This is a genomic window from Pseudomonas sp. MBLB4136, assembly GCF_051904765.1.
Classification (GTDB): domain Bacteria; phylum Pseudomonadota; class Gammaproteobacteria; order Pseudomonadales; family Pseudomonadaceae; genus Aquipseudomonas.
In genome coordinates, this window is the sequence record NZ_CP196713.1 from 616,996 (window position 1) to 641,958 (window position 24,963).

The window sequence follows — 24,963 nt, forward strand, 5'->3', positions numbered from 1 at the left end:
CCGTACAGAGAGCACTGTCATAGGTGGGGAGCTGAATTACTCTCCCTTTATCTCTGGGCTGGGGCTAGTTGCTTTCGTAAGCCGCAGCGGCTGCGATCAGTCGCGCCATGATCTCTCTACGCAGTGACACTGGCTCATGCACGATAACGGACTCGGCATGCGACAGGATCCACCAGCGCAGTTCCCAGCTGTTCCCGACTGTCGCATTTAGCTCAATGCCATTAGGGCTGGAGCTCAGCTCCATATCATCGGAAAACGGGGTCTCTTGTAGTAAGCGCGCTACCCCTTCGCTGAGGGTCGCCCTCAGCCTGATCTTCTCGCTCGAACCAAACTGCATTGCACCGCCGTCGATGTAGTCGCGTAGTTTGAAGCTCTCTGGCTTTACGCTGGGCGTTTCCAGTACGGATGCCTGCTCGAATCGGTGCAGCACATATTGGCGGATGTCGTGGTAGGGGGAAGCAGTAGCGATTAGGTAGGTCACCTGACCGCGCTGTACCAGCCCAAGAGGGTTCAGGGTCAGTTCGCTGTGCTGGTCTCGATGGGCTGAGTAGTAGTGGCAGCTGAGTTGCCGCTCATGCAGCAGTGCTTGTTGCACTTGTTCCAGAATGGCGTGATCGAGTTCTGGTGGAAGCTGAGTGATTTCTGGCTGAACACTGGCGACTTTTTCTATCCAGCGTGCCGATTCGTTCTCTGCCGCCATGGCCTCAAGCTTGCCATGTGCCAGGTTGAAACGAGGCTCCAGCGTGCTCAGCATGTAGGCAGGAATCAGCGGGCGAAGGCTTTTCTCCAGGAGTTGCAGAGTGAGTGCTTCGCTCAGGGTGATGCCGGGCAGCTCTGCACTCTTGCCTGGTTGCCAGTACCAGCCGAAGGGCATGCTCTTGTCGTTGCACTGCAGCGGGAATAGGCGTGACAGCTCGATCAAGTCCCGCTCTACGGTGCGCTTGCTCGTGGTGTAGCCAGCACTACTGAGCTGCACGGTGAGTTGTGCTGCTGTAAGGCCTGGGCCTTTGGCGGGCAGAAGTTTGAGTAGTTCCCATTGCCGGGTCAGAGTGGTTCGGCTAGCAGCGGAAGGCACAGTTGCTCCTGATGGCGAGGTATATCCAGAGAGCCGATCATGCTTGTGCCTCTGTCTGACGGCAATGCCGATTCCTTTCGGCTGCGGCTAATGGATAAAGCCAATGGGGTGTTTTGGTGAATGCGACTTCAGAGCGCTCTCAGCCAACAGAGCTTCAATGAACTGGGTGCTGTCTGTGAAGGCTTTGAAGCGTGCACGTCGGGCAAGCAATGCAAAGTCTCCGGGCGTCAGGCGGCTGTTTTTGAGTAGCTCTGCCAGCTTCAGCTCACTGGGTGGGGCAAGAGAAAACTGCTGTAGGTGTTCCTCCAGCAACTGCACAGTCTGGCTGGTGGTGAGGTAGCCAAAACCAATCTTGAGATCGAAGCGGCGAAGTGATGCCTCATCCAGATTGCCCATGAGATTGGTCGAGGCAATGAAAAGGCCGGGGTAGCTTTCCATCTGGGTAAGCATTTCGTTGACCGCACTGACTTCCCAGCTGTGACGGGCGTTGCGCCTGTCCTGTAGAAAGCTATCAACCTCATCCAGGAGCAGGACTGCCTGGTCGTCCCTTGCCTGGCTAAATGCGCGGGCTAGATTCTTCTCTGTGAGGCCGACGTAGGGTGAATTCAGATCCGAGGCACGGTGCGTGAGCAGCGGTCTTCCCAGCTCCCTTGCCAGCCAATGTGCAAAGGCAGTTTTCCCTGTGCCTGGTGGGCCATAGAAGCACATGCGGGCTTCTGCGTGCAGGCGGAGTCCATCGAGCAGTTGCTGGAGGTCGACGTCGGCATTGCTCAACTGGGGGCTGTAGAAAGATGGAAGCGACTGATTGCGGCCATGCGCCAGGCGCGCAAAGCCCTGGGCTTCGAGCGTCGCATCTACCAGGCTCTCAACTGTTGCTTCGAATGGGCCGTCCGGTCCGACAGCTCTTTCCGCCACCTGTAATGCGCGAGTGATGACGGCTGGCATCAGCTGTTCGTGGGATACCAGTTTCCCCACAAAACCCTGGCTCAGACGATCATTGCTAGCCTGAAGCACGATGCGCTCCCTTTGGATGCGAGGCGGGTTATCGAGCTTCATGACTAAGTCGAAGCGACGGATATACGCGTTATCCAATGCATCGATGTTGTTGGTGAGCCAGAAGCAAGGAACAGGGTTCTCTTCCAACATGCGGTTGATCCATCCCTTGAGGTTTTCCTGGCTGCCGATATGCCGGCTGAATTCCCGGTTGCCGCTGAATAGGTCCTCGATCTCATCCAGTAGTACCAGGGCTTGCTGCTGTCCGATTACCGACATGGCAGAGCTCAGGGCACAAAGGCGACCTTGACGATTGATTGGATCGCCCTGACTGTTGGTGCAGGCAATCTCATAAAGATCAACATCCAGTTCATTCGCGAGGACGCGGGTCAGCTGGCTCTTGCCAGTACCAGGTGGCCCGTAGATGAGGACGTTTACACCCTCTTGCCGACTACTGATGGCGTGCTGCAGATAGCTACGAGCGATGCTGAACTGGTCTTGCAGGTGACTGAAGTCCTCTACAGACAGTTGGGCGGCAGGTGCCTTGCGGAACGCGCTTTGGAACACCTCTATCGTGCTGCCCTGGTGATAGCGCAATGAGAACAGTAGATCCTTATTGGTGAAGGCCAAGTAATCGGAAAAGCAGTTTCTACCACCGCTGTAGCGGGTCACATCGAGTAGCCCTGAGTGAGAGAGGCGGCCGTCGTTCGAAAAGCTCTGTCGGATATCCTCCACGGAGACATCCAGTAGCTGACTCAAGATGCGCAGCATCCGTCCGTAGCTGATCAGACCGGTCAGGTTGGCACAGTCTTCAAGAAGTGATTCGGTTTTCAAAATGGCGCAGAAGGCGAGCAGTTTTTGATCGACCTCGCTCAACTCGATCAGCGTGGCAAGGCTGGAAATATTAGCCGCCAGGTTATCGGGCAGTTCATGGGAGGCTTCATTTCCGCAGCGATTGGCTCGCTTTCTCCGTAATGCCGATTGTGCTCGGTCTCGGAAGCTTCGGCGCAGCCTGGCTCCAGAGCTTGGCTCGTCATCGAGCATTGAGAGAAATTCGTCATTACTTTCTGCGAGGCCTAGCACCCCAAGCTCTCTTGCAACGTCATCATCCCGGAAGCCATTGCCTCTGTGGATGAACTCTTGCAGTCCGCCGCAATCGAGGATCAGGGCATACATCCAGGCGAGCGCTGGCTGGCAGGTATCTCTGTTCTTAAGTGCGGTTTTCTTGGCGCTCTGACGCATGTGGAGATCCCCGTTGAGTACTCCGATAGCATGCCTGGGTTGTGCGACATAATATGTCGCGCAAGGCGGTGCGGTCGTCAGGGCGGGGGAGGGAGCGGTGCCTCAACATACTTTCTCTCTGGCGGGAAATTTTCCGGGGCTCGCCGGTAATGACCAGCCAAGAGTCTGGTCGTAGGGCTGACTGAAGGGTAGTTCGCAGCTAGCCATGCTAGGCATCGAATGGTGAAGCTAGCCATTCACCAGGGTGAATGAATGCTCCTGTTTGACAACAAAGCCTGTCGCTTCGCGATGGCAGTTGGGTGTTTTTCCACTTCGCTAGGCTTGCTTCACATTCGTTCTGCAAACCATGGCTACGTGGAAAAACACCCAACTGCCCCATACTTGAAGGCTTCAAGTATGGGGGGGAGGGGGCGTACTTGAAGATGCGACTGGACGGCTGCCTCAAGTACGCCCCCTCCCTTGTATTTGTTGTCAAAGCTTAGCCAGCCCGGCACGCCGGTCTGAAAAGGCGGCCTTGCCGGTGGTGCGGCGTTTTGGCTGCTCATGCCGTTTGCGATCAAATTCAAAAAGTACTCAGTGCCCGAGGCGCTGAAGTGACGAGCGCGTCGTCCATAAACGTGCTCATGGCTCATGCAGAAAAAGCTGCATTCAAAATGCTAGCCATGCGATGGCGGTTTGGTTATGAAAAAAGCCACTGAAGTCAGTGTTTTCAAGGGTTTCAGCGATAATATAACCAAAAAAAGGAGTGCCAGTTTTGGCACGTTTCGCGCCACAAAAGGCCACTTCGGTGTCGGTTCCGGCTACCTCCAGTGCCACTAGAGGCACTCAAACTGCCGCTATTGGTACGATCCAGGTGTCGGAAACCGCGTGTGCGACACACATGGTGTATCGCAACAACTGAGTGCGACATGGTTGGAGTGTCGTAGTGCGAGCGTGCGACAGGCCGAGAGTGTCGCATTGATGTCCTGCGACACACCTTGGGTGTCGCAGGCCAGAACATGCGACACGAAGGTTGTGTCGCAAATCTGCGATCACATTGCTGGTACCGCTTGAGGCACGGTATGGGTGTCGCAAAACGCATGTGCGACATGCTGGGTGTGTCGCAGTCAGTTCATGCGACAGGGGGCGCGTATCGCAGCGTGAGCGTGCGACAGCCCAGGTGTGTCGCATGGAGGTGCCGCTGATACACCATTGGGTCCCGGTACATGTGGTGGTATGCCGCCGGTCTAAAGCCAGGGTGGTAGCCGTATGTGATGGCCCAGTGCCGGCGGCATTCTGGTCGCATCAGCGTTCTGCGACAGGTTGCTAGTATTGCTGATGCCTGAAAGCTTTCTAAACATGCAAAAAGGCCGCACTGACGGCGGCCCTTATTGATCCTTCATCACATCATCTCCAGCTGATGATGGTGCCCTTCATTTATGAAGGGGCTAGTGCAGCGTTTTCTTGGCTTTCCGGCCTCGCTTGCTACGTCCTTTCTGGCTGCTCATCAAATGCTTGAAATGCTGCCAGTTTATGCTGTCCAGGGGCAGGTTGTAGCTCAGGTTGCGCTCCAGAATATCCAGCAGAATTATGGACGGTGGCGTGTTGAGGTAGTGCTCGTTAGTGACTTCGAGCTTGCCCTCTTCGTGGCCGAGCAGGTGCGCAATCGTCGGGGCGGTAAGGCCTGACTTCTGAAGCCGCACCGCGAAAGTGCGGCGAAAGCTTTTAAAATTGAAGCCGCCACTCAGTGCCACTGGGCAATGCTGGCCGATGAAGCCGGCTCCTGTGACTGGGCCGCAGAAGAAGCGGCTCGCAGCGCGTGAATAGAGGTGCTTTTCGTCAAAGCGCAGCTCTGAAAATAGCAGCGCATCCGGGCCTTCGGCTTGGCGGCGCTCCGTTACGAAGTCCAGAAAACCCATTGCGATCAGCTTCGAGCAAATCGGGATCTCGCGTTTCGATTGCTCATTTTTCAGCGACTTATTGAAGCCGTTGTCGTTGATGCTGATTAGGGGCACGCCATGAGCGTCATGGAATACATCGTGTGCGCGTAGCTGGCAGAGCTCATTGAGTCTGGCACCAGTGAAGAGTCCAAGCGGCATCAGCCAAAAGCAAAAGCTATGAGCATCCTGGCGCACTTGGGCTGTCGGTGTGCCTGGCGCGTAGGTCTGATATGGCCAGCTGTTGAAGAGGCTGACCAGATTGGAATCCAAAAAGAACTTGGCGACCTTTGGTTTGGTGGTCTGGCAGCCCTCGGTTTTGAGTTCTTGATCGGCGATCAGCTTTCCCTTTAGCGCCTCGTTAATCATGCGATTGAACAGCTGATAGTAGGCCTGCAGGTTTTCTCCCTGGCTGCCTGAGGCGCGGCCTTTTCTGAGTAGCGCCGGGAGCTTATCCCTGATCGCATCAATGTCTGTACTACCCAGTTCCGACACCCGGCGCTGAGGGTTGTCCTCAGTGAGTACTAACTTCAGCTTGGCCATCCGGGCTTGGAGCATGTAGGCAGTCTTGGCGGTGTAGTCGTTTTCGCGAAGGAAACGAGCCAGAACTGTATCCAAAAATTCGCTGAGGAGCGGGGAGTGATGAAAACGATAAATCGCGTCGGCAATGCTGGAAAGGTGCGGCAGTGCCAGTTCCAGGCTTTTTTCATGCCCAGGGGCGGCGACCAAGGTTAGGCCGTGGAGAATTGGAGCGGATAGATGGGGGTTGTTTATAGCATTCATGCGAGCCTCGCTTGTTGGTGAGGCTCCAAATTAAAACTGTATGGATAGCCAGTCAATAGGAGTCCATTAAAACCTTTTAATTATTTATCCTGATTGACACTTTGTCAATAGGTTTTTTGGTGCGAGAAGAGGGAAAATTCTCCCCGCGCCGCCTCAACTATCGGGTGATGCGGGATTGCCAGTGCCGTTTTTCAGTCCAACTGGTGGCCTTGGCCTTGTCGACGCCAGCTGGGCGGCCGATACGAAAGACGCCTTGCTTGGCTTGCAGCGCCCGGTAGTGGCTGTAGTGGATGTGCGTAGTCGAGGCCTCAAAGTCGATCTTGTCGAGCTCCTCTTTCAGCACATAGCTCGGGTAGCAATCGCCATAGCCGCCAGTGGTGCTGCGGTCGGCGTGGCCGACCAAGGCTTTGCCGATCAGCATGTCCAGCTTTTGTCGACGGAACTGCTGAATGAATGTGTGTCGCAGGCCATGAAAAGTCAGCTCATCATCACCGAGTCCACATTGACCCAAGTAGCCCTTGTCATCTTTGTCTGAGCCCCGGTACCAGCGACTGGCTGTGTGCCCGGGCGAAAGGTCGCCATACACGCGGAGATTTTCAAAAAGCGAGGCCGACAGATCACCATCATTCGCCTCCAGACGCTGCTGATGAAACGCCAAGAACCCGGCCTCAATAATGACCTTATGTAGCGGCACGAGGCGCTCCGAGTCGGCGGTTTTCAGCTGTCGTGCCCCGGAGCTGTTGATGCTGATCACCCACACGCCAAGCTCTTCGCGAATATCCCCAAGCTGAAGCTGGCAGAGTTCACTCAAGCGAGCGCCGCTATAGAGGCCGAGCAATGGCAGCCAAAAACGGTAGTCGTCCAGGCGCCAGCGTGGCGGTGCTTTTAGCGTGTAGACCGGGCCTTGCAGCAGTTGCTCGATCTGTCTGGGGTTATAGGTGCGCTTGCGTGGCGAGGGGGCGCCTTTGGTGCTGAACGTCAGGCCTGCGGCCAGATTCTCTTTCAAATATCCTTGGTCGTGCGCATAGCCGATGAGTGCGCGTGCCAGCTCGAAAAACTTCTTCGCCGTCCTAGCATTCAAGGGCTCGTACTTGCCGCTCTGGATAATCTGACTCAGGGGCTGATGGCGAGTCGCGCGCAAGCGATGCCGGTTCTTGGGGTAGCTGCGCAACTGGTCGCGCAAGGCATTAAAGTCAGCCCGGGTCAGGGTGGCGAGTGGGCGATGTCCACCGATTAGCTCTGCAAGTCCTTCCAGGCGAGCATGCATTGTGATGCGGGTGCGTGGATTCTTCCACGCACCTTCGCGTACCTGGCGCTCTTCGAACTCACGGGTGAGGGCACCGAAGTGCCGGCAGTTCTCATGAGTGAGTGGTGGCTGGATCAGCAGGTCGTTTGAGGTGGGCGTCTCAAGCAAGGCTTGTAGCTTGGCGTTCTGAGCAGGTGACAAAACGCTGCCGAGGGCATTCAGCAGTGCGAGCGTGCCAGCGTCCTGGGGCGCTGTGGCTGCGTCGTTGGCCGCGCTCATGTCCGGCAGAGTGTACATGGGCTCGGCTGGCGGTACTGGGCCAAGCATGCGCCGGATCAGGTCCTGAATTTCTTGCAGGGCGCGCTCATAGGCATCCGCTGAGGGAGCTTCAATAAAACTTTTCACCAGAATTTTGTCTATTTGACCCAGGCTGAAGTGCAAGAGGATCGACGCCAGGATCGGTGAACTAGTCAGCAGCTCGACCCGCATTTCATCGGGATGACGAGGCGCGCCGGTGAGTCGTGCGCCGGTCAGCGGAATAAGGAGCGTATAGAGCCCGCTTTCCTCCTGAAGAATCTGAAAATTTTGGCAGAGTGTCAGGCGGTCGAGCTGTCCCGAGATCCGGCTGAGGTGAAACATGACGCTATGTGCGGAACGTGGCAGGCCCGGTGGAATATGCAGCAGATGGCGGCCTTGGTCGGGGCGTGCAAAACACAGGTACTCGTAGAGCGACAGCATCGTGATAAGCGGATGCCCGGTTTTGAAGACGTTCCTGGCCATTGGGGTAGTTTCCAGCACTGTGATGGCGCTGTAGATGTAAGCCGCAGCCGCGTTGGCGGTGACGTGGTCGTTGGTGCCGAGCGGCCAGTCGAAACGGGTGAAACCGAATTTGAGGGCTTGGCGCAGGGCTTCGCTCGGATACAAGGCGAAGTGGATTTCACCGCCCGGCTCGTTGCAATAAAGCACGGTGTGCTCTTGGCACTCTTTCAGCAGGCGCTCATGCCCGGCGCTCAGGTCAGAGTTGGCCAGTACGGCAGGTGCAGGGCGGAGCGCCCAGATTTTCAGGTGGCTTTCGGTAAAACGGCTGATTTCAGCGTGAACAGTGGCCAGGTTTAACAGAAAGCCATCAGGGTCCAGCTCAATCGTGGCGGCGCTGCTGCGCCTAAGCAGATCTTCGAAGCGCGGGTTGAGATATTGGGCGAGATCGCGTGCGAGCGCTTCATCATGGCCGAGTGACCAGCGGATTTGTGCCGGCAGCTGCGGGTGATTGCCGATATAGCTCGGGAAGGTGAAGTAGTACTGGAAGCCGGTTTTGGCTTGATAGACCAGGTGCTGAACACCGGTTTTGTTTTGACGCTTGGACATGATGGCATACCTATTTGGATTCACAGTTGGACTGTGTGAAATCCAGTGCCATCAAATCGTGCCTGAAACCCGCGTTTTAGACGGGTTTCAGGCCTTATTTGGTGGAGCCGGGGGGATTTGAACCCCCGTCCGCCAGTTCTCCGCTATCGGTTCTACATGCTTAGCCATCTCTATTGAGTTAACTCATCGCGGCCCGAGTGGCAGGGCGCTTTGAGCGAGCTGTATGAGTTTTAGCCGTTACGTCTACAGCGAACTTGGCGGCGATCCTGTTCTATATGACTGACCAAATCTTCGGGTTTACAGGCATCCCCTAGGGTCAGCTAGCGGCACTTAGGCGGCTAGAGCGTAGTTGTCGTCGTTGGCAACTATAAGTTTGCAGCAGCGAATTTACGAGTTCTGCTACCAGCTCGGCATGCCCCTCAAGTTTTGCTACCGGCGTCGAATCCTAATCGGCCCCAAAACTGTCGTGGGTGAAGCTACGCCCGAAGTGTACGGCATCGGCTGCCTGGCGTCGACCCGGCAATCTCGGCGCGGACGCCGGGCGCCGAGTGCGGCTATGATTAGACACCTGAGCTGCAGTCATGTCTTTGGGACGAGACCTTATCTATGTCGCGCACGTCGCGTTATCCCCTGCGCCAGTGGATCTGGCGCGCCTTCGTACAGAGTGCGTTGATTCCACTGATTCTCGTCGAGTCGGTGCTGATTACCGTCTACCTGCTGAGTAACGCGGCGATTCGCGATGCGCAGATCGGCTATTTGCAGCGCAGTGCGCTGGGCGATTTGTCGGCGGCGGTGGCCCGGGAGGGGCAGGTGATCGACAGTCGCCTGCGTGCCGTCGAGGCACAGGTGCAGATATTCCGCGACGCGACGCTGCTGGCGCTGCAGAACACCGAGTTCCAGCCCGATCAACTGGAACGCCAGCGTCATGCCACCACCCCCAGCGGCGTGTTCTACACGCGCAGCGACGATGGCCGCGCGGCATCCTTCTATGCCAACAGCACACCGCCCGAGCGGCAGGATCGTGCCAAGGCACTGCGCCTGTCGCAGGTCGACCCGCTGATGCGCTCGATCCGCGAGGCCAATCCGCTGGTGGCGGCGGTCTACTTCAACAGCTGGGACAGCTACAACCGCATCTACCCGTTCTTCATGACGCCCGAGCAGTATCCCCATGACATGGTGATACCCGATTACAACTTCTATTACCTGGCCGATGCCAAGCACAACCCGCAGCGCAAGGTGGCTTGGACCGATGTCTACCTGGATCCGGCCGGGCTCGGCTGGATGATGTCTGCCGTCGCCCCGGTGTACCGCGGCGATTTCCTCGAGGGCGTTGTCGGCCTGGATATCACCGTGGGCCAGATGCTCACCGAGATCGGTGAGCTGGATGTGCCCTGGCAGGGCTACGCCATGCTGGTCAGTCGTGACCACAACATCATGGCCCTGCCGCAGGCCGGCGAGCGCGATTTCGGCCTGCGCGAGCTGACCGAGTACTCCTATGCCGAGGCGGTGCGCCGCGAGGTGCTCAAGCCGGAAGACTTCCGCCTGGACAAGTACGCCGATATGCAGCCTCTGCTGCAGGCCATGGCAGCCGGGCAGGGCAATGTGCAGGAGGTCCAGCTGGGCGGGCGCAATCGCCTGGTGGCCTGGAGCGAGATTCCGCAAACCGGCTGGCGCCTGTTGCTGGTGGTGGACGAGGAACAGATCTTCAGCGAAACCAACCGCCTGGCCGAACGCTACCTGCAGATCGGCTACCTGCTGATCGCCGGTCTGGCGCTGTTCTATCTGCTGTTCTTCGCCTGGATGTGGATGCGCTCGCGGCAGTTGAGCGACCAGCTGGCGCAGCCCATCGCCGGTATCGGCGGCATGATGCGGCGGATCGGCCAGGGGGATTTTCATCCCAGCGCGCCGACCAGCCAGATCGCCGAGCTGACGTCCATGGCGCAGGCGGTGCAGCACACCGGCGAGCAGTTGCAGGCGAGCGAGACCGAGCGCCGCGAGGCCCAGCGGATTCTCGACCTGGTGCTGGAGAGCACCACGGAGAGCCTGTGGGAGGTGGACTCGCCGAACGCCACCATCAAGCTCAGTGGCCGCTTCCTCAAGCGCTTCGGCCTGGCCCAGGAGTGCATGAGCCTGAGCGAGTTCAACCAGCGCATGCACCCCAACGATCTGGAGCGCATTCGCCACCTGCGCGAACAGTTCGTCACCAGCGGCGAGGATCAGTTCGAGGCCGAGTACCGTTATGCCGACGCGCGCGGCGAGTACGCCTGGCTGCTCAGCCGTGGCAAGGTGCTCGAGCGCGATGCTGCCGGACGCGTGCTGCGCATCGCCGGCACCCATGTCGATATCACCCGGCTCAAGCAGGCCCAGGAGGAACTGCGCCGCGCCAGCCTGGAGGCCCAGGCGGCCAGCCAGGCCAAGAGCCGATTTCTCTCGAGCATGAGCCACGAGCTGCGTACGCCGCTGAACGCGATCTATGGCTTCGGCCAGTTGATCGAGATGGAGGCGCAGGACAAGCCCGATGCCCAGCAGGAGGCGGACTACGCGCGGGAGATCGTCAACGCCAGTCGTCATCTGACGTCACTGGTCGACGATATCCTCGACCTTTCAAGTATCGAGAGTCGCCGTCAGCAGTTGCAGCTGCAACCGGTCGCGATCGGCGAGCTGCTCGCCAGCTGTTCCGAGCTGGTGCAGCCGGAGGTGCAGCAGCGGCAGCTGCAGCTGGAGGTGCAGGCGGAGCTCGAGGCGCCGCTCTATGTGCAGGCGGACTTGCGCCGGGTACGCCAGGTGATGCTCAACCTGCTGTCCAACGCCATCAAGTACAACAGCCCCCGGGGCGTTATCCGCATGGGCTACGAGCTGCGCCCTGGCGGCGTGCGGCTGTGGGTCGAGGACAATGGTTCGGGGCTGACCGAGGAACAGCAGGCCCAGCTGTTCCAGCCGTTCCAGCGCCTCGGTCGGGAGAACTCCAGTACCCCCGGCACCGGTATCGGCCTAGTGCTCTGCCGCGAACTGGCCAGCCTGATGGGCGGCGAAATGGGCTTCGAGAGCCGCGCCGGTCATGGCAGTCGGTTCTGGATCGACCTGCCCAGCGCCGCCGCGCCCGAGACGACACGACTCCCCGCCGCTAGCGAGGATTGAGCGGCGCCTGAGGGCAATGCCAGGCTCGGCCAGGGAGATGCGCCCTGGCCGAGCCGGCTGTTACTCGCTGGCTTCGAGCAGTTGCAGGGCCTCGCCGAGGACCTGCACGGATTGGCCATGGTCGCCGCTCTTGTGCAGCGCCTCGCCCTCGGCGCGGAGCTTCTGTACCTGCGCCAACACCGCCGCATCGCTGGGCGGGTTGCTGGCCAGCATGGCATCTATCTTGGCCATATCCGCCGGGCATTGGGCGGCCCAGAGCGGCACGCTGAGCAGGGCGGCGGCGAGGAAAACGGCTAGGCGGCGCATGGCATCGCTCCTTCTGGGGGGAGCTTTCAGTATAGAAAGCGGTGGGCAAGGCCAATGGCCGCCGGTCCGCTTTCTGCCGGCAGAAAGCGGACCGGCGGCGCGAGCTGGGGCCCGCGCGGCGGCTGCCCGGTACGGCAGCGGGCAGTGCGTCAGGCTCGCGGCCGGGAGACCCGATCGACCAGGTAGACCAGGCCGTGGTAGTCGATGCCGGCATGCTGGCTCAGGCCGATCTCGCAGGTGCGGCTGGTGGACAGCCCCTCGCTGCAGTGCTGCACCGCATCCTGCAGCGTGCGCAGCGCATGGGCGTTGAGCTCCGGGGTGGTGAAGCCCTTGTCGCCGGCGAAGCCGCAGCAGTGGATGCCCTCGGGGACTATCACCTCGCGGGCGCAGCGGCGGGCGATGTCGATCAGTCCCTGGGCCTCGCCCAGGTGCTGGGTGCTGCAGGTCACGTGCACCGCCACGGGTTGCTGCTGCGGGGTGATCTGCAATCTGTCCAGGAGCTTCTCGCGGATGAACTTCACCGGGTCGAACAGCTTGAGCCGTGGGTCCAGGCCGTCCTGCAGCAGGCGTAGGGTGCAGGGGCTGGTGTCGCAGTAGACCGGATCGAGGCCGCCGCGGCTGGCCTCGAGCAGCGCGTCGACCAGCTCCTGGCGCTTGCGTTCGGCCTGCTCGGCATAGCCCTTGGAGGCGAAGGGCTGGCCGCAGCACAGGTTGTCCTGCCGCTCGGGAAAGATGGCCTGGAAGCCGGCCTTGTCCAGCAGGGCGCGGGTCTTGTCGATCAGCGGCATCTGCTCCGGGTCGGCGAACGCCGGGCCCATGACCCGCGACACGCAGGCGGCCAGGTAGACCACCCGCGGTCGCGCGTCGCCGGCCGGCGCGCCGATGCGGAGCGGCTGGGCGGCCTGGGGCATGGCGCTGCTCCACTGCGGCAGGCGCTGACCCGAGACCGTACGCAGGCCGCTCGAGACTTTCGTCAGCAGCGGCGCGCCGAGCAGCCGGCGGGCGCCGTCGGCGGCTCGCAGGGTCAGGCGCGCGGCGCTGAGGGTGGCGGCGAAATGAGTGGCCAGCCAGTCTGCGCGCCACTGCTGGTTGGCGTCGCGACCACGCAGCTTGCGCACCAGGTCGCCGGTGTTGATGCCCACCGGGCAGCGCTGGGCGCACAGTCCGGTGGCGGCGCAGGTGTCGAGGCCCTGGTACTGGTAGCGGCGCTCGAGCTCGCGGGTGTCTTCGCCGCGCCGCTGCCTGGCCTGGATGTCGCGCCAGATGACGATGCGCTGGCGCGGGCTCAGGGTCAGCTCCTTGGACGGGCAGACCGGCTCGCAGAAGCCGCACTCGATGCACTTGTCGACCAGCTCGTCGGCGGCCGGCAGCGGCTTGAGGTGTTTCAGGTGGATCTGCGGGTCTTCGCTGAGCACCACGTCCGGGTTGAGGATGCCCAGGGGGTCGAGCAGGCGCTTGATCCGCCACATCAGCTGGTAGGCGTCCGTGCCCCACTCCAGCTCGACGAAGGGCGCCATGTTGCGCCCGGTGCCGTGCTCGGCCTTGAGCGAGCCGCCGAACTCCACCGCCACCAGCAGCGCCACCTCGTCCATGAAGGCCTGGTAGCGCGCCACCTGCTCGGGGTTGTCGAAACCCTGGGTGAAGACGAAGTGCAGGTTGCCCTCCAGGGCATGGCCGAAGATGATCGCCTCGTCGTAGCCGTGCTTGTCGAACAGCGCCAGCAGGCGGTTGACGCCCTCGGCCAGTTGCTCGACCGGGAAGGTGACGTCCTCGATGATCACCGTGGTGCCGGTCTCGCGCACCGCGCCGACGGCGGGGAAGGTGTCCTTGCGGATCTTCCACAGCTGGTTGTAGACCGCCGGGTCCTCGCTGAAGTCGACCCGCTTCTCCAGGGCAAAGTCGGCGAGCGAGTCCATGATCTGCGCCAGCTGTTCGTGCAGCAGGCTCTGGCTGGCCGCCCGCGCCTCGATCAGCAGGGCGCAGGCGCCGGCCGACAGGCCCCTGACCCATTCGGGCATGCCCGGCTTGTTCTCGACCGAGCGCAGGCTGCGGCGGTCCAGCAGTTCCACCGCCGACACCGGCTGGCTTTTCAGCACGCTGACCGCGCGACAGCAACTGTCCACGTCGGGGAATACCAGCAGGGCGCTGGCCTTGTGCGGATGGTCCGGTACGGTGTGGTAGGTCACCGAGCTGATGAAGCCCAGGGTGCCCTCGGAGCCGACCAGCAGGTGGCTGAGGATGTCCAGCGGTTGGTCGAAGTCGACCAGGGCGTTGAGCGACAGCCCGGTGGTGTTCTTCAAGCGGTACTTGTGGCGAATGCGCGCGGCCAGCTCGGAGTCGGCGCGGGTCTGCCGGCCGAGGCGGGCGAGCTGCTCGAGCAGCTCGCCATGACTGGCCTGGAAGGCGGCGACGCTGGCCGCGTCCTCGGTGTCCAGCACGCTGCCGTCGGCCAGCACCAGGCGCATGCCGGCCAGGGTGTGGTAGCTGTTCTGCGCGGTGCCGCAGCACATGCCGCTGGCGTTGTTGGCGACGATGCCGCCGATCTTGCAGGCGTTGATCGAGGCCGGGTCCGGGCCGATCTTGCGCTGCCAGGGCGCCAGCGCGACGTTGGCCTGGGCGCCGATGACGCCCGGTTGCAGGCGGATCTGCGCGCCCTGGTTGCGCACCTCGCGGCCGTTCCAGTTGTCACCCAGGACGATCAGCAACGAGTCGCTGATGGCCTGGCCGGACAGGCTGGTGCCGGCGGCGCGGAAGGTCACCGGCACGCGCTCGGCGCTGGCCAGCTGGAGCAGCTGCACCACTTCCTCCTCGGACTCGACGCGCACGACCAGCTGCGGGATCAAGCGGTAGAAGCTGGCGTCGGTGCCGAAGGCCAGGGTCGACAGCGGGTCGTCGAAGCGCCGCTGGCGCGGGATCAGGCGTTCGACCTGCTGGAGGAAGGTCGCCGGCAGGCTCATGCATCCTCCAGGATCAGCACGATCAGATCCTTCGGGCCGTGGGCGCCATAGGCCAGCACCTGTTCGATGTCGGCGGTCTTAGACGGGCCGGACACCAGCAGGGCGTTGGTCGGCATGCCGGCGGCCCAGCCCATTTCCCGCTGCACCTGGTAGAGGTTGTCGCGCACCTGGCTGGCCTTGAGCAGGGCGATGTGCAGCGGCGGCACCAGGCTCATCAGGCGCGGCTCCTCGCGGCTTGGCCAGAGGATCAGGCTGCCGGTGGAGGCGATGGCGCCGAGGGTGCCGGTCAGGCTGGCCGGGGTGTCGTCGAACAGCTCGGCCTTCCACTGCTCGATGGGCCGGTCGTAGGCCTTGAGCGCGAGTGGGCTGCCACTCTGCTGGCAGTGTTCGGCGAGCTGCTGGCCATGCACGGTGCCTGGGGCGATCAGCAGGCTGGCGATGCCGCGCTCGGCCAGCAGGCGCTCGACCAGCGCCGGCCACTCGGCCTGGCGGCACAGGTGGGTCTCGGTATGCACCGCCTCCATCAGCTGGCGCAGGCGCGGGATGCGCTGTTCGGTCGGGTAGCTCCAGGGCTGGGTCACCAGCGCCTCGTCGAAGTCGTCGGCGAGCGGCGTGGTGCCTTCCAGGCTGCGCTTGAGCTTGGCGAGGATATTGGCTTTGGCGCTCATGCGGATGCTCCCGTATATGCAGCAACGGTAGGGTGCGCGGTGCGCACCTTGGGCGTTCCGGTGATGGTGCGCGTGGCGCACCCTACGGTGATTCGAACACTCATCATTTGCCCTCCAGGTGCTGACGGGCCAGTTCATGCAGCGAGCGCTTGGCCGGGACCGGTGCGCTGTGGTGCTCGGTCCAGGGGCCGAGCTTGCTCGGCGTCAGGCCGCCCAGGCGGGTGGCCAGGAAGCTGAACAGGCGGTACAGCAGCGGGGTGGTGTAGAGCGTGCGCCAGGTTTTCCAGGCCAGGCGTTCGCCCGCCGAGTACTTGCTGCCCTGGCCGCGCATGACCCGCTGCGGGTCGTCGGGTTTTTTCACGTTCTCTTCGCGCAGGCGCCGCAGCAGCGAGGGGATGGGGATCTTCACCGGGCAGACCTCGCCGCAGGCGCCGCACAGCGACGAGGCGCTGGGGTGCTCGGGGACCTTGTTCAGGCCGACCAGGTGCGGGGTGATGATCTTGCCGATCGGCCCGGGATAGACCTCGCCGTAGGCGTGGCCGCCGATGCGCGTGTACACCGGGCAATGGTTCATGCAGGCGCCGCAGCGGATGCAGTTCAGGGTCTGGCGCAGTTCGCTGTCGGCGAAGGCCTGGCTGCGGCCGTTGTCCAGCAGCACCAGGTGGACTTCCTCGGGGCCGTCCAGTTCGTCGGCCTGGCGCGGAGCGGAGATCATGTTGACGTAGGTGGTGATCGGCTGGCCCAGGGCCGAGCGGGTCAGCAGCGACAGCAGCGGCGCGGTGTCGCGCAGGTTCTCCACCACCTTCTCGATACCGGTCACGGCGATGTGAATCCGGGGCACGGTGGTGCTCATGCGGCCGTTGCCTTCGTTCTCCACCAGCAGCAGGGTACCGGTCTCGGCTACCGCGAAGTTGACCCCGGACACGCCAATGTCGGCCTCGAAGAACTTCCGGCGCAGGGTGCGCCGGCCGATCTGAATGAGTTGGTCGACGTCCTTGGTGTACTCCACGCCAAGTTTGTCGTGGAACAAGGACGCGACCTGACCGGCATTCTTGTGGATCGCCGGCATAATGATATGAGAAGGCTTCTCGTGGTCGAGCTGGACGATGTACTCGCCCATGTCCGATTCCAGGCATTCAATGCCCTGGCCTTCGAGGAAATGGTTCATCTCCATTTCTTCGCTGACCATCGATTTGCCCTTGATCACTTGTCGCGCCTCGTGAGCGCGGGCGATCTGCAGGACGATGGCGTTGGCCTCGTCCACCGTTTCCGCCCAGTGCACCTTCACACCGTTGCGGGTCAGGTTCCGTTCCAGTTGCTCGAGCAGCTCGGGTAGCTTGGATAGTGCGCGGGCGCGAATCTGGTTGCCCAGGGCGCGCAGCCGCTCGCGTTCGTCGGCATCGCTGAAGGCGCTGGCGCGCTTGCTCATCAGCGAATCCATGGCGGTGCGGAAGTTCTTGCGCAGCTGGGCGTCGCCCAGCGCGTGATGGGCGCGCTGTTTGAAGCCCGGTGCGACGGATTCGTCACCCAATTGCACGCTGGGAATGCGTTGTTCGAGGTTCATCGCTCGCTCCTCGTGCGCTGCCAGAGGAAACTGGCCAGGTGCTGGCCGCGCAGGGCGGCGCGTTGTTTCTCCAGGGCGCCGTTGATGTTCATCAGGCAGCCGCAGTCGGCGCTGACCACCTGGGCGGCGCCGGAGTCCTGCAGGGCGCGGGTCTTGTCCGCGACCATCGCCCCGGAGATGTCCGGCATGCGCACGCTGAAGGTGCCGCCGAAACCGCAGCACTCGCTCTCATGGTCGTGCTCGACGCGCTCGACCTGGCTCAGTTGCCCCAGCAGGGCGCGGCCGTGCAGGTGGGTGTTCATCTCCCGGCGCGCGCTGCAGGAGGTGTGCAGGGCCACCTTGGTCGGCGTGCCCTGGTCCTGCAGCTGCACCTTGCATACATGCAGGAGGAACTCGGCCAGCTCATAGGTGCGCTCGGCCAGGGCCTGGAGACGGGCGTGCAGGTCGGGCTCGTCCTTGAACAGCTCGGCATAGTGCTCGCGCAACATGCCGGCGCAGGAGCCGGACGGCACCACCACAGGCCAGTCCTCGCTGAACAGCTGCAGCTGCCGGCGCGCCACCTCGCGCGCCTCCGCGGTGTAGCCGGAGGTATAGGCCGGCTGGCCGCAGCAGCCCTGGTCCTGGGGGAAGTGCACGCGGATGCCTTCGCGTTCCAGCAGGTGGATCGCGTCCATCCCCGCTTCCGGGAAGAACAGGTCGACCACGCAGGTGCCGAACAGGTAGACCTGCTCGGGCTTGTGCGGCGGATATTGGCGCGGTTGCGGCAGGGGCGGCGCGACGCGGGTGGCGTTGGGGGCGGCGTTGTGGAACAGCTGGCTCATGGTTGTGCGCTCCGGGTGGTCCCGGTGGTCCGCAGAGCCCGGCGGCGATATTGGCGCCGGGTTCTGCGGGTTGTGGATACGGCCGCGCCGCGGGTCAGCGGGGCGCGGATTCAAGCGTGCCTCAGCGGGCCACCAGCGGGTCGCTGATGCCCAGCAGGTAGATCGCGACGAGGGCGATCAGCCCGGTGAACAGCACGTAGTACAGGGTAGGCCAGACGGTCTTGCGCAGGGTGCTGCCCTCGCGACCGAGCAGGCCGACCGTGGCCGAGGCGGCGACCACGTTGTGGATCGCCACCATGTTGCCGGCTGCCGCGCCGATGGCCTGCACCGCGACGATCAGCGCCCCGGAGATCCCCAGGCTGTGCGCGACGCCGTACTGGAACTGGCTGAGCATCATGTTGCTGACGGTATTGGAGCCGGCGATGAAGGCACCCAGGGCGCCGACGCTGGGCGCCAGCAGCGGGTAGACACCGCCGACGCTGTCGGCCACGTAGCGGGCCATGGCGATCGGCATGCTCGGCAGGTCGGCGGCGTTGACCCCGGAGTTGATCAGGATGCGCACCATCGGCACGGTGAACAGCAGGACGAAGCCGGCGCCGAGCAGGACCTTACTCGATTCGCCGATCGCGGCGGTCAGTTCGCGCAGCTTCATGCGGTGCAGGAAGAAGGTCGCCAGCACCACCGTCACCAGGATGCCGCCGGGCAGGTACAGCGGCATGAAGTCGGCCTTGATGCCGCTCTCGCCGAGGATGTCGGGGAATACCAGCAGCACCGACTTCAGCGCCGCGCTGACGTCCGGGAAGACCCGGCTGACGACCAGCAGGGCGCCGACCAACACGTAGGGGAACCAGGCGCGCAGGCTGCTCATCGGCTTGGCGCTCAGCGCGTCCAGCTTCATCTCCACGCTGCCCAGCCACTCGCTCGGCCAGTCCTGTGCCGGGGCGAAGTCCCAGGTCTTCTTGGGCACCAGAAAGCCCGCGCGGGCGGCACTGGTGACGATGGCCAGGCCGATCAGGCCGCCGGCCAGGGAGGGGAACTCGGGGCCGAGGAACACGCCGGTAGCCATGTAGGGCAGGGTGAAGGCCAGGCCGGCGAAGAGGGCGAACGGCAACACCTCGAAGCCGGCCTTCCAGCTTTTCTGCTGGCCGAAGAAGCGCGTCAGCATCAGCACCATGATCAGCGGCATCAGGGTGCCGACCAGGGCGTGGATGATCGCCACGTTGCTGGTGATCAGCTGCAGGAAGACTTCCCAGCTGGAGCCCTGGGCGCTCAGTTGCGCCCCCAGGGCGGCAGTGTCCAGGCCGCTGTTGATGCCGATGATGATCGGCGTGCCGACCGCACCGAAGGACACCGGCGTGCTCTGCACCAGCATGCCGAGCATCACCGCGGCCATGGCCGGGAAGCCGATGGCTACCAGCAGGGGCGCGGCGATCGCCGCCGGCGTGCCGAAGCCCGAGGCGCCCTCGATGAAGCAGCCGAACAACCAGGCGATGATGATTGCCTGGATGCGACGGTCCGGGCTGATGGTGGCGAATCCGGCGCGGATCTTGGTGATCCCGCCGGAATGCTTGAGGGTGTTGAGCAGCAGAATCGCGCCGAAGATGATCCACAGCACGCCGGCGGTGATTACCAGGCCTTGCACGGTGGAGGCGAGTACGCGGTTGAGGCTCATGTCCCAGGCGTACAGGGCGATGCCCGCCGTGAGCAGGTAGACCAGCGGCATGGCGCGCTTGGCGGGCCAGCGCAGGCCGATCAGCAGGATGGCGGCGAGCAGGATGGGGGAGAAGGCGAGTAGGGCGAGTAGACCGGATGACATGGCGAGTCCTCCGATCAGCGACGCGCAGGGCGCGGCGGGTTCACGATAGACAGCGTTGCTGCGAGCGTGGTGGTGGGCGTGACGTGCATGAGAGACCTCGTAGGCTTCTTGGAATTGTTGTCTCTGCTTCTATATTGGTAAGACCAATTTACAAAACAGCCTGCTCAGGTTAAGAGTGTGATTGTGGGCCTGTCAATTAGCAGGCTTACGACTTTGGTATGGAGGGCTCGCCTTGTAAGGGGCGCTGGGGCGCTATAGGCTGACCAAGTAAGTGCCTGAAGCGGCACGTAAAGCTGGTAAAACCAATGGAGAGCGGGTTATGGAAGTAGGTCAGGTGCGCCAGCGCCGTCTGTCGGACGATATCGTCGCTCAGCTGGAGACCATGATCCTGGAGGGCACGCTCAAGGCCGGTGAGCGCCTACCCGCCGAGCGGGTGCTGTCCGAGCGCTTCGGCGTGTCGCGGCCATCGCTGCGTGAGGCGATCCAGAAACTGGTGGCCAAGGGGCTGCTGGTCAGTCGCCAGGGCGGCGGCAACTATGTCGCCGAGTCGCTGGGTTCGACCTTCAGCGATCCGCTGCTGGAACTGCTGGAAAACAACCCCGAGGCGCAGCGCGATCTACTGGAGTTCCGCCACACCCTGGAGGGTTCCTGCGCCTACTACGCCGCATTGCGCGCCACCGAATTGGACCGCGAGCGCCTGAGCGAGGCCTTCGCCGCGCTGCAGGACTGCTACAGTCGCAGCGGCAAGGTCACCCGCGCCGAAGAAGGGGCGGCCGATGCGCGCTTCCACCTAGCCATCGCCGAGGCCAGTCACAACGCGGTATTGCTGCACACCATTCGCGGCCTGTTCGACCTGCTCAAACGCAACGTGGTGACCAATATCGGCGGCATGTACGCCCAGCGCAGCGAGACCCGGGACATGCTGATCACTCAGCACCGGGCCTTGTTCGAGGCGATCATGGAGGGGCGTGCCGAAGAGGCGCGGGAGCTGTCCAACCGGCATATCGACTATGTCCGGGAGGTGCTTTCCGAGGTGCAGCAGGAGGTGCAGCGGGTGGCGCGGGCGCAGCGGCGCAGTCTGCGCTAGTCGAGGCCGGCAGCGGGGCGGGAGCGCTTGGCTCCCGCGTTCACTCGTCCTTGCCTTTGCTGCGCATGGCGCGCTGCACTTCGCGGTCGGCGTCGCGCTCTTTCTCGGTGTGCCGCTTGTCGAAGTCCTTCTTGCCCTTGGCCAGGGCGATCTCGCACTTGACCAGGTGCTGCTTCCAGTAGAGCGACAGGGCCACGCAGGTGTAGCCCTTCTGCTGCACCGAGCCGAACAGCTTGTCCAGCTCGCGCTTGTTCAACAGCAGCTTGCGGGTGCGGGTCGGGTCGGCGATCACGTGGGTGCTGGCGGTCTTCAACGGGGTGATGTGGCAGCCCATCAGCCAGGCCTCGTCGTCCTTGAGCAGCACGTAGCTGTCGACCAACTGGGCCTTGCCGGCGCGCAGGCTCTTCACTTCCCAGCCGGCCAGGGCCAGGCCCGCCTCGAATTTCTGGTCGACGAAATAATCGTGCAGCGCCTTCTTGTTCTGCGCGATGGTGCCTTGAGGGTGTTTCTTTTGTTTAGCCATAGGGCGCGCATTATAGGGAGTCGCCTGCGCGGACGCCATGCGCTGCGCAGGGCAAAATCACGGATATTCACCGGCCCGCGGCGGCTGCGCTTGAGCCGATTCGGTGAATCCCCGACAATGCCCGACCTTTTTTCCAATCAGAACGGGCGAGTCGCACATGGCGAACGACAAGGTCTCGATTCACGGCGCCTGGGCCAGCCGCTGGGTCTTCATTCTCGCGGCGACCGGCTCGGCCGTGGGGCTGGGCAATATCTGGAAGTTCCCCTATATGACCGGCGTCTACGGCGGCGGTGCGTTCGTCGCCATGTACCTGATCTGCATCGCCCTGGTCGGGGTGCCGATCATGCTGGCGGAAACCCTGATCGGCCGTCGCGGCCGGCAGAGCCCGGTCAACGCCATGAAGAACCTGGCCATCGAAGCGGGGAAGTCCCGCGGCTGGTCGCTGGCCGCGGTGATGGGGATGATCGCCGCGCTGCTGATCCTGTCCTTCTATAGCGTGGTCGCCGGTTGGTCCCTGGACTATATCCTCGGCATGGCCGGCGGCGACTTCGCCGGGATCAGCGGCGAGGGGGCCGGCGCCGCGTTCGGCGGGCTGACCAGCGACCCCTGGCGCCTGACCCTGTGGCATACGCTGTTCATGTTCCTCACCGCGCTGGTCATCGCCCGCGGCGTGGTCGCCGGCCTGGAACGCAGCCTGCGCATCATGATGCCGCTGCTGTTCGTGCTGCTGCTGGTGCTGCTCGGCTACAGCCTGACCACCGGGCACTTCATGCAGGGTTTCGACTTCCTCTTCCATTTCGACCCGAGCAAGGTGCGCGAGGGCATCCTCGCCGCCATGGGCCACGCCTTCTTCACCCTCAGTGTGGGGGTCGGCTCGATCATGGTCTACGGTGCCTATATGCCAAAGAATTCGTCCATCGGCGCGACGGTGATCGCGGTTGGGCTGCTCGATACTCTGGTCGCCCTGACCGCCGGCCTGGCGTTGTTCCCGATCGTGTTCGCCGCCGGCCTGGAGCCGGGCGCCGGTCCCGGGCTGATGTTCGTCACCCTGCCGATCGCCTTCGGCAATATCGCCTTCGGCCAGTTGATGGGCCTGGTGTTCTTCGTGCTGGTGGCGGTAGCGGCATGGAGCTCGTCGATCTCCATGCTGGAGCCGGCGGTGGCCTATTTCGTCGAGCTCAGCGGGCGCAGCCGGACCACGGTCACCGCGCTGCTGGCGCTGCTGTGCTGGGTGATCGGCATGGGTACGGTGTTGTCGTTCAATGTCGGTGCCGAGGCCAAGTTCTTCGTCTTCGCCGAGGATGGCTTCCATCTGTTCCAGTGGGGCGCCGAGGGCGGCAAGACCTTCTTCGACAGCATCGATTACCTGACCAGCCGCATTCTCCTGCCGCTCGGTGGCCTGGCCTTCGCCTTGTTCGCCGGCTGGGTGCTGAACCGCGAAGCGGTGCGCGAGGAGCTGGCGATCAAGAGTCCGCTGCTGTTCAATCTGGCCTATTGGCTGATTCGCGTGGTGGCTCCTGTCGGCGTGCTGGTGGTGTTCGTCGCCGAGTTGAGCAAATGAGGGCACGCAAGCTGATGAGTGAAGTTGCCGGTTTATGAGTACGCATATCCACCGCTCGGCCCTGTTGCCCTATCCGGCGCAGGCGCTGTACGACCTGGTCAATGACGTGGCCAGCTACCCGCAGTTCCTGCCCTGGTGCTCGGCCAGCGAAGTGCTGGAGCTGAGCGAGACCCACATGCGCGCCAGCCTCGGCGTGGCCAAGGGCGCGCTGCGCCAGCGCTTCGTTACCTGCAACACGCTGGTTGCCGGGCAGTCCATCGAGCTGAACCTGGAAGAGGGGCCGTTCACCCAGCTGCAGGGTCGCTGGGAGTTCAAGGTGCTGGGGGAGAAGGCCTGCAAGATCAGCCTGGACCTGACCTTCGACTACGCCGGGCCGCTGGTGCGGGCGACCCTCGGGCCGTTGTTCAATCAGGCGGCCAACACCCTGGTGGATGCCTTCTGTCAGAGGGCCAAGGAACTATATGGATAGCAGGACCATAGTGGTCGAGGTGGTCTATGCCCTGGCCGACAAGCAAAAGCTGCTGCGCCTGAGTCTGCCTTATGGCACCACGGTGCGGCAGGCGGCACTGCAGTCCGGGATGGAAGTGCACTTCCCGGGTTTGGACCTGGCGAGCAGTCCGCTGGGGATATTCGGCAAGGCGGTGACCAAGCCCGATGAGCGCGTCCTGGAAGACGGCGAGCGAGTGGAGATCTATCGCCCGTTGATCGCCGATCCGAAGGAGGTGCGCAAGCAGCGCGCCGCCCGAGCGGCCAAGGCCAAGGCCGACGAGCAGGGCGCTTGATGGGCAAGCGCCGGCCATGAAAAAGCCCGGAGGTCTTCCGGGCTTTTTTGTCTTTGGTGCTTACTGCGGCGAGCTTTCCAGGGGCTCGGGAACCGGCACCGGCACGGTTCTCACCTCGTCGACCTCGCGCTGGATCTGCTCGAGCAGCGAGCCTGGAGTCGGCGCTGCGTCCTCGATCTGCGGAGCAGCGCTGACCGGCGTGGTCGGATCGCCGTCCTCGCCAAGGATCGCCTGGTCGCGGCTGACGCCGGGCATGAAGTCGCCGGACAGGCCGGCCAGCTGGTCGTTGCCATCGAAGACCAGGCTGACGCGCTCCTGCAGGCGCTGGCCACCCCCCGGCTGGATGCTGTAGAGGTAGTCCCAGCGGTTGCTGTGGAAGGTGTCGGTGAGCAGCGGGTTGCCCATGATAAACCGCACTTGGCGGCGGGTCATTCCAGGGCGCAACTGGTCTATCATGTCCTGCGTGACGACATTGCCCTGTTGGATGTCGATTTTGTAAACCCCGGGGAATGAGCAACCGGCGAGTGCGAAGAGCCCCGTCAAGGTGAGGCTGGTCAGCAGGAGCTTGGCATTTTGCATCGGTGGGTGACTTCCACTATCTTGGCTGGGCAACGTAAACCCGGATCATACCCGTAATAAGGGAAGCTGCAAAACCGCTTCCACGAGAAAGCAGACCATGGTTGAAAATAGCGAACTACGCAAGGCTGGCCTGAAAGTGACCCTGCCGAGGGTCAAGATATTGCAGATGCTCGATTCCGCCGAGCAGCGCCACATGAGCGCAGAGGATGTATACAAGGCGCTGATGGAGGCGGGCGAGGATGTCGGTCTGGCAACGGTGTATCGCGTGTTGACCCAGTTCGAGGCGGCAGGCCTGGTGGTGCGACACAATTTCGATGGCGGCCATGCGGTGTTCGAGTTGGCCGACAGCGGTCATCACGATCATATGGTCTGTGTCGACTCCGGCGAGGTGATCGAGTTCTTCGACCCGGAAATCGAGAAGCGGCAGAAGGAGATCGTCCGCGAGCACGGCTTCGAGCTGGTCGATCACAACCTGGTGCTCTACGTGCGCAAGAAGAAGTAGGCGCACTGGCGCGGCATGAGAAAGGCGACCCTAGGGTCG

19 protein-coding genes and 1 other RNA gene are annotated in these 24,963 nt (G+C 62.7%); 6 read left to right on the forward strand and 14 right to left on the reverse strand.

Annotated elements, in window-relative coordinates; genetic code table 11:
• Positions 1–64 precede the first annotated feature (64 nt).
• From ACSX1D_RS02720 to ssrA, 6 genes are all read right to left on the reverse strand, one after another.
• Positions 65–922 (reverse strand): helix-turn-helix transcriptional regulator, encoded by an 858-nt coding sequence (locus ACSX1D_RS02720; protein ID WP_439860875.1) that lies wholly within the window; start codon positions 920–922, stop codon positions 65–67.
• Between the two features lie 240 nt (positions 923–1,162).
• A complete protein-coding gene (locus ACSX1D_RS02725) occupies positions 1,163–3,310 on the reverse strand; it encodes an AAA family ATPase (protein WP_439860876.1) in 2,148 nt (715 codons plus the stop codon).
• A gap of 648 nt (positions 3,311–3,958) precedes the next feature.
• Entirely contained in the window at positions 3,959–4,126 is a 168-nt protein-coding gene (locus tag ACSX1D_RS02730; protein ID WP_439860877.1) for a hypothetical protein, read from the reverse strand.
• 611 nt (positions 4,127–4,737) lie between these two features.
• Positions 4,738–6,009, reverse strand: coding sequence for a tyrosine-type recombinase/integrase (locus ACSX1D_RS02735; RefSeq protein WP_439860878.1), 1,272 nt, complete (start codon positions 6,007–6,009; stop codon positions 4,738–4,740).
• Positions 6,010–6,166: 157 nt separating this feature from the next.
• Positions 6,167–8,620 carry a site-specific integrase gene (locus tag ACSX1D_RS02740; protein ID WP_439860879.1) on the reverse strand — a complete coding sequence of 818 codons (2,454 nt, stop codon included), beginning with the start codon at positions 8,618–8,620 and terminating at the stop codon, positions 6,167–6,169.
• Between the two features lie 99 nt (positions 8,621–8,719).
• Positions 8,720–9,077: a transfer-messenger RNA gene (gene ssrA, locus ACSX1D_RS02745) on the reverse strand.
• A gap of 149 nt (positions 9,078–9,226) precedes the next feature.
• Between ssrA and ACSX1D_RS02750 the strand changes: the two genes are divergently transcribed.
• A complete protein-coding gene (locus ACSX1D_RS02750) occupies positions 9,227–11,758 on the forward strand; it encodes an ATP-binding protein (protein WP_439860880.1) in 2,532 nt (843 codons plus the stop codon).
• Positions 11,759–11,818: 60 nt separating this feature from the next.
• Here the strand turns inward: ACSX1D_RS02750 and ACSX1D_RS02755 are convergent, their stop codons facing one another.
• The 6 genes from ACSX1D_RS02755 to ACSX1D_RS02780 form a co-directional block, all read right to left on the reverse strand.
• Positions 11,819–12,064 (reverse strand): hypothetical protein, encoded by a 246-nt coding sequence (locus ACSX1D_RS02755; RefSeq protein WP_439860881.1) that lies wholly within the window; start codon positions 12,062–12,064, stop codon positions 11,819–11,821.
• A 149-nt stretch (positions 12,065–12,213) separates the two neighbouring features.
• Positions 12,214–15,021 (reverse strand): FAD-binding and (Fe-S)-binding domain-containing protein, encoded by a 2,808-nt coding sequence (locus tag ACSX1D_RS02760; RefSeq protein ID WP_439860882.1) that lies wholly within the window; start codon positions 15,019–15,021, stop codon positions 12,214–12,216.
• On the reverse strand, positions 15,018–15,689 hold the full coding sequence (locus tag ACSX1D_RS02765; protein ID WP_439860883.1) for a LutC/YkgG family protein: 672 nt from the start codon (positions 15,687–15,689) through the stop codon (positions 15,018–15,020). The genes ACSX1D_RS02760 and ACSX1D_RS02765 overlap by 4 nt, the downstream gene beginning before the upstream one ends.
• A gap of 103 nt (positions 15,690–15,792) precedes the next feature.
• A complete protein-coding gene (locus ACSX1D_RS02770; protein WP_439860884.1) occupies positions 15,793–17,253 on the reverse strand; it encodes a LutB/LldF family L-lactate oxidation iron-sulfur protein in 1,461 nt (486 codons plus the stop codon).
• Positions 17,250–18,074 carry a (Fe-S)-binding protein gene (locus ACSX1D_RS02775; RefSeq protein WP_439860885.1) on the reverse strand — a complete coding sequence of 275 codons (825 nt, stop codon included), beginning with the start codon at positions 18,072–18,074 and terminating at the stop codon, positions 17,250–17,252. The genes ACSX1D_RS02770 and ACSX1D_RS02775 overlap by 4 nt, the downstream gene beginning before the upstream one ends.
• 121 nt (positions 18,075–18,195) lie before the next feature.
• Positions 18,196–19,890: an L-lactate permease gene (locus ACSX1D_RS02780; protein ID WP_439860886.1), complete on the reverse strand. Its 1,695-nt coding sequence runs from the start codon at positions 19,888–19,890 to the stop codon at positions 18,196–18,198.
• A gap of 319 nt (positions 19,891–20,209) precedes the next feature.
• Here ACSX1D_RS02780 and ACSX1D_RS02785 point away from each other — a divergent pair, with 319 nt between their 5' ends.
• Complete coding sequence (locus ACSX1D_RS02785) at positions 20,210–20,977, forward strand: FCD domain-containing protein (protein ID WP_439860887.1); 768 nt, start codon at positions 20,210–20,212, stop codon at positions 20,975–20,977.
• 40 nt (positions 20,978–21,017) lie between these two features.
• On the opposite strand, the gene smpB is transcribed toward ACSX1D_RS02785, so the two are convergent.
• Complete coding sequence (gene smpB / locus ACSX1D_RS02790; protein ID WP_208708283.1) at positions 21,018–21,500, reverse strand: SsrA-binding protein SmpB; 483 nt, start codon at positions 21,498–21,500, stop codon at positions 21,018–21,020.
• 157 nt (positions 21,501–21,657) lie between these two features.
• Between smpB and ACSX1D_RS02795 the strand changes: the two genes are divergently transcribed.
• Genes ACSX1D_RS02795 through ACSX1D_RS02805 form a run of 3 tightly spaced genes read left to right on the forward strand, consistent with a single transcriptional unit; the run spans position 21,658 to position 23,843 of the window.
• Entirely contained in the window at positions 21,658–23,061 is a 1,404-nt protein-coding gene (locus ACSX1D_RS02795; protein WP_439860888.1) for a sodium-dependent transporter, read from the forward strand.
• Between the two features lie 34 nt (positions 23,062–23,095).
• Positions 23,096–23,530 carry a type II toxin-antitoxin system RatA family toxin gene (locus ACSX1D_RS02800; protein WP_208708285.1) on the forward strand — a complete coding sequence of 145 codons (435 nt, stop codon included), beginning with the start codon at positions 23,096–23,098 and terminating at the stop codon, positions 23,528–23,530.
• Positions 23,523–23,843, forward strand: coding sequence for an RnfH family protein (locus tag ACSX1D_RS02805; protein WP_439860889.1), 321 nt, complete (start codon positions 23,523–23,525; stop codon positions 23,841–23,843). Before ACSX1D_RS02800 ends, ACSX1D_RS02805 begins: the two co-directional genes overlap by 8 nt.
• Before the next feature lie 60 nt (positions 23,844–23,903).
• Here ACSX1D_RS02805 and ACSX1D_RS02810 read toward each other — a convergent pair whose 3' ends face one another.
• The gene (locus ACSX1D_RS02810) at positions 23,904–24,422 is read right to left on the reverse strand and encodes an outer membrane protein assembly factor BamE (RefSeq protein WP_439860890.1); all 519 of its coding nucleotides are present in this window, start codon (positions 24,420–24,422) and stop codon (positions 23,904–23,906) included.
• Positions 24,423–24,519: 97 nt separating this feature from the next.
• On the opposite strand from ACSX1D_RS02810, the gene fur reads away from it, so the two are divergent.
• Entirely contained in the window at positions 24,520–24,924 is a 405-nt protein-coding gene (fur, locus tag ACSX1D_RS02815) for a ferric iron uptake transcriptional regulator (RefSeq protein WP_255839970.1), read from the forward strand.
• Positions 24,925–24,963 lie beyond the last annotated feature (39 nt).

Bases quoted from the DNA above. Each gene is read 5' to 3' on its own strand.
- ACSX1D_RS02725 (WP_439860876.1), bottom strand. From the start codon at position 3,310: ATGCGTCAGAGCGCCAAGAAAACCGCACTTAAGAACAGAGATACCTGC.
- ACSX1D_RS02735 (WP_439860878.1), bottom strand. From the start codon at position 6,009: ATGAATGCTATAAACAACCCCCATCTATCCGCTCCAATTCTCCACGGC.
- ACSX1D_RS02740 (WP_439860879.1), bottom strand. From the start codon at position 8,620: ATGTCCAAGCGTCAAAACAAAACCGGTGTTCAGCACCTGGTCTATCAA.
- ACSX1D_RS02750 (WP_439860880.1), top strand. From the start codon at position 9,227: ATGTCGCGCACGTCGCGTTATCCCCTGCGCCAGTGGATCTGGCGCGCC.
- ACSX1D_RS02755 (WP_439860881.1), bottom strand. From the start codon at position 12,064: ATGCGCCGCCTAGCCGTTTTCCTCGCCGCCGCCCTGCTCAGCGTGCCG.
- ACSX1D_RS02760 (WP_439860882.1), bottom strand. From the start codon at position 15,021: ATGAGCCTGCCGGCGACCTTCCTCCAGCAGGTCGAACGCCTGATCCCG.
- ACSX1D_RS02765 (WP_439860883.1), bottom strand. From the start codon at position 15,689: ATGAGCGCCAAAGCCAATATCCTCGCCAAGCTCAAGCGCAGCCTGGAA.
- ACSX1D_RS02770 (WP_439860884.1), bottom strand. From the start codon at position 17,253: ATGAACCTCGAACAACGCATTCCCAGCGTGCAATTGGGTGACGAATCC.
- ACSX1D_RS02775 (WP_439860885.1), bottom strand. From the start codon at position 18,074: ATGAGCCAGCTGTTCCACAACGCCGCCCCCAACGCCACCCGCGTCGCG.
- ACSX1D_RS02780 (WP_439860886.1), bottom strand. From the start codon at position 19,890: ATGTCATCCGGTCTACTCGCCCTACTCGCCTTCTCCCCCATCCTGCTC.
- ACSX1D_RS02785 (WP_439860887.1), top strand. From the start codon at position 20,210: ATGGAAGTAGGTCAGGTGCGCCAGCGCCGTCTGTCGGACGATATCGTC.
- smpB (WP_208708283.1), bottom strand. From the start codon at position 21,500: ATGGCTAAACAAAAGAAACACCCTCAAGGCACCATCGCGCAGAACAAG.
- ACSX1D_RS02795 (WP_439860888.1), top strand. From the start codon at position 21,658: ATGGCGAACGACAAGGTCTCGATTCACGGCGCCTGGGCCAGCCGCTGG.
- ACSX1D_RS02800 (WP_208708285.1), top strand. From the start codon at position 23,096: ATGAGTACGCATATCCACCGCTCGGCCCTGTTGCCCTATCCGGCGCAG.
- ACSX1D_RS02805 (WP_439860889.1), top strand. From the start codon at position 23,523: ATGGATAGCAGGACCATAGTGGTCGAGGTGGTCTATGCCCTGGCCGAC.
- ACSX1D_RS02810 (WP_439860890.1), bottom strand. From the start codon at position 24,422: ATGCAAAATGCCAAGCTCCTGCTGACCAGCCTCACCTTGACGGGGCTC.
- fur (WP_255839970.1), top strand. From the start codon at position 24,520: ATGGTTGAAAATAGCGAACTACGCAAGGCTGGCCTGAAAGTGACCCTG.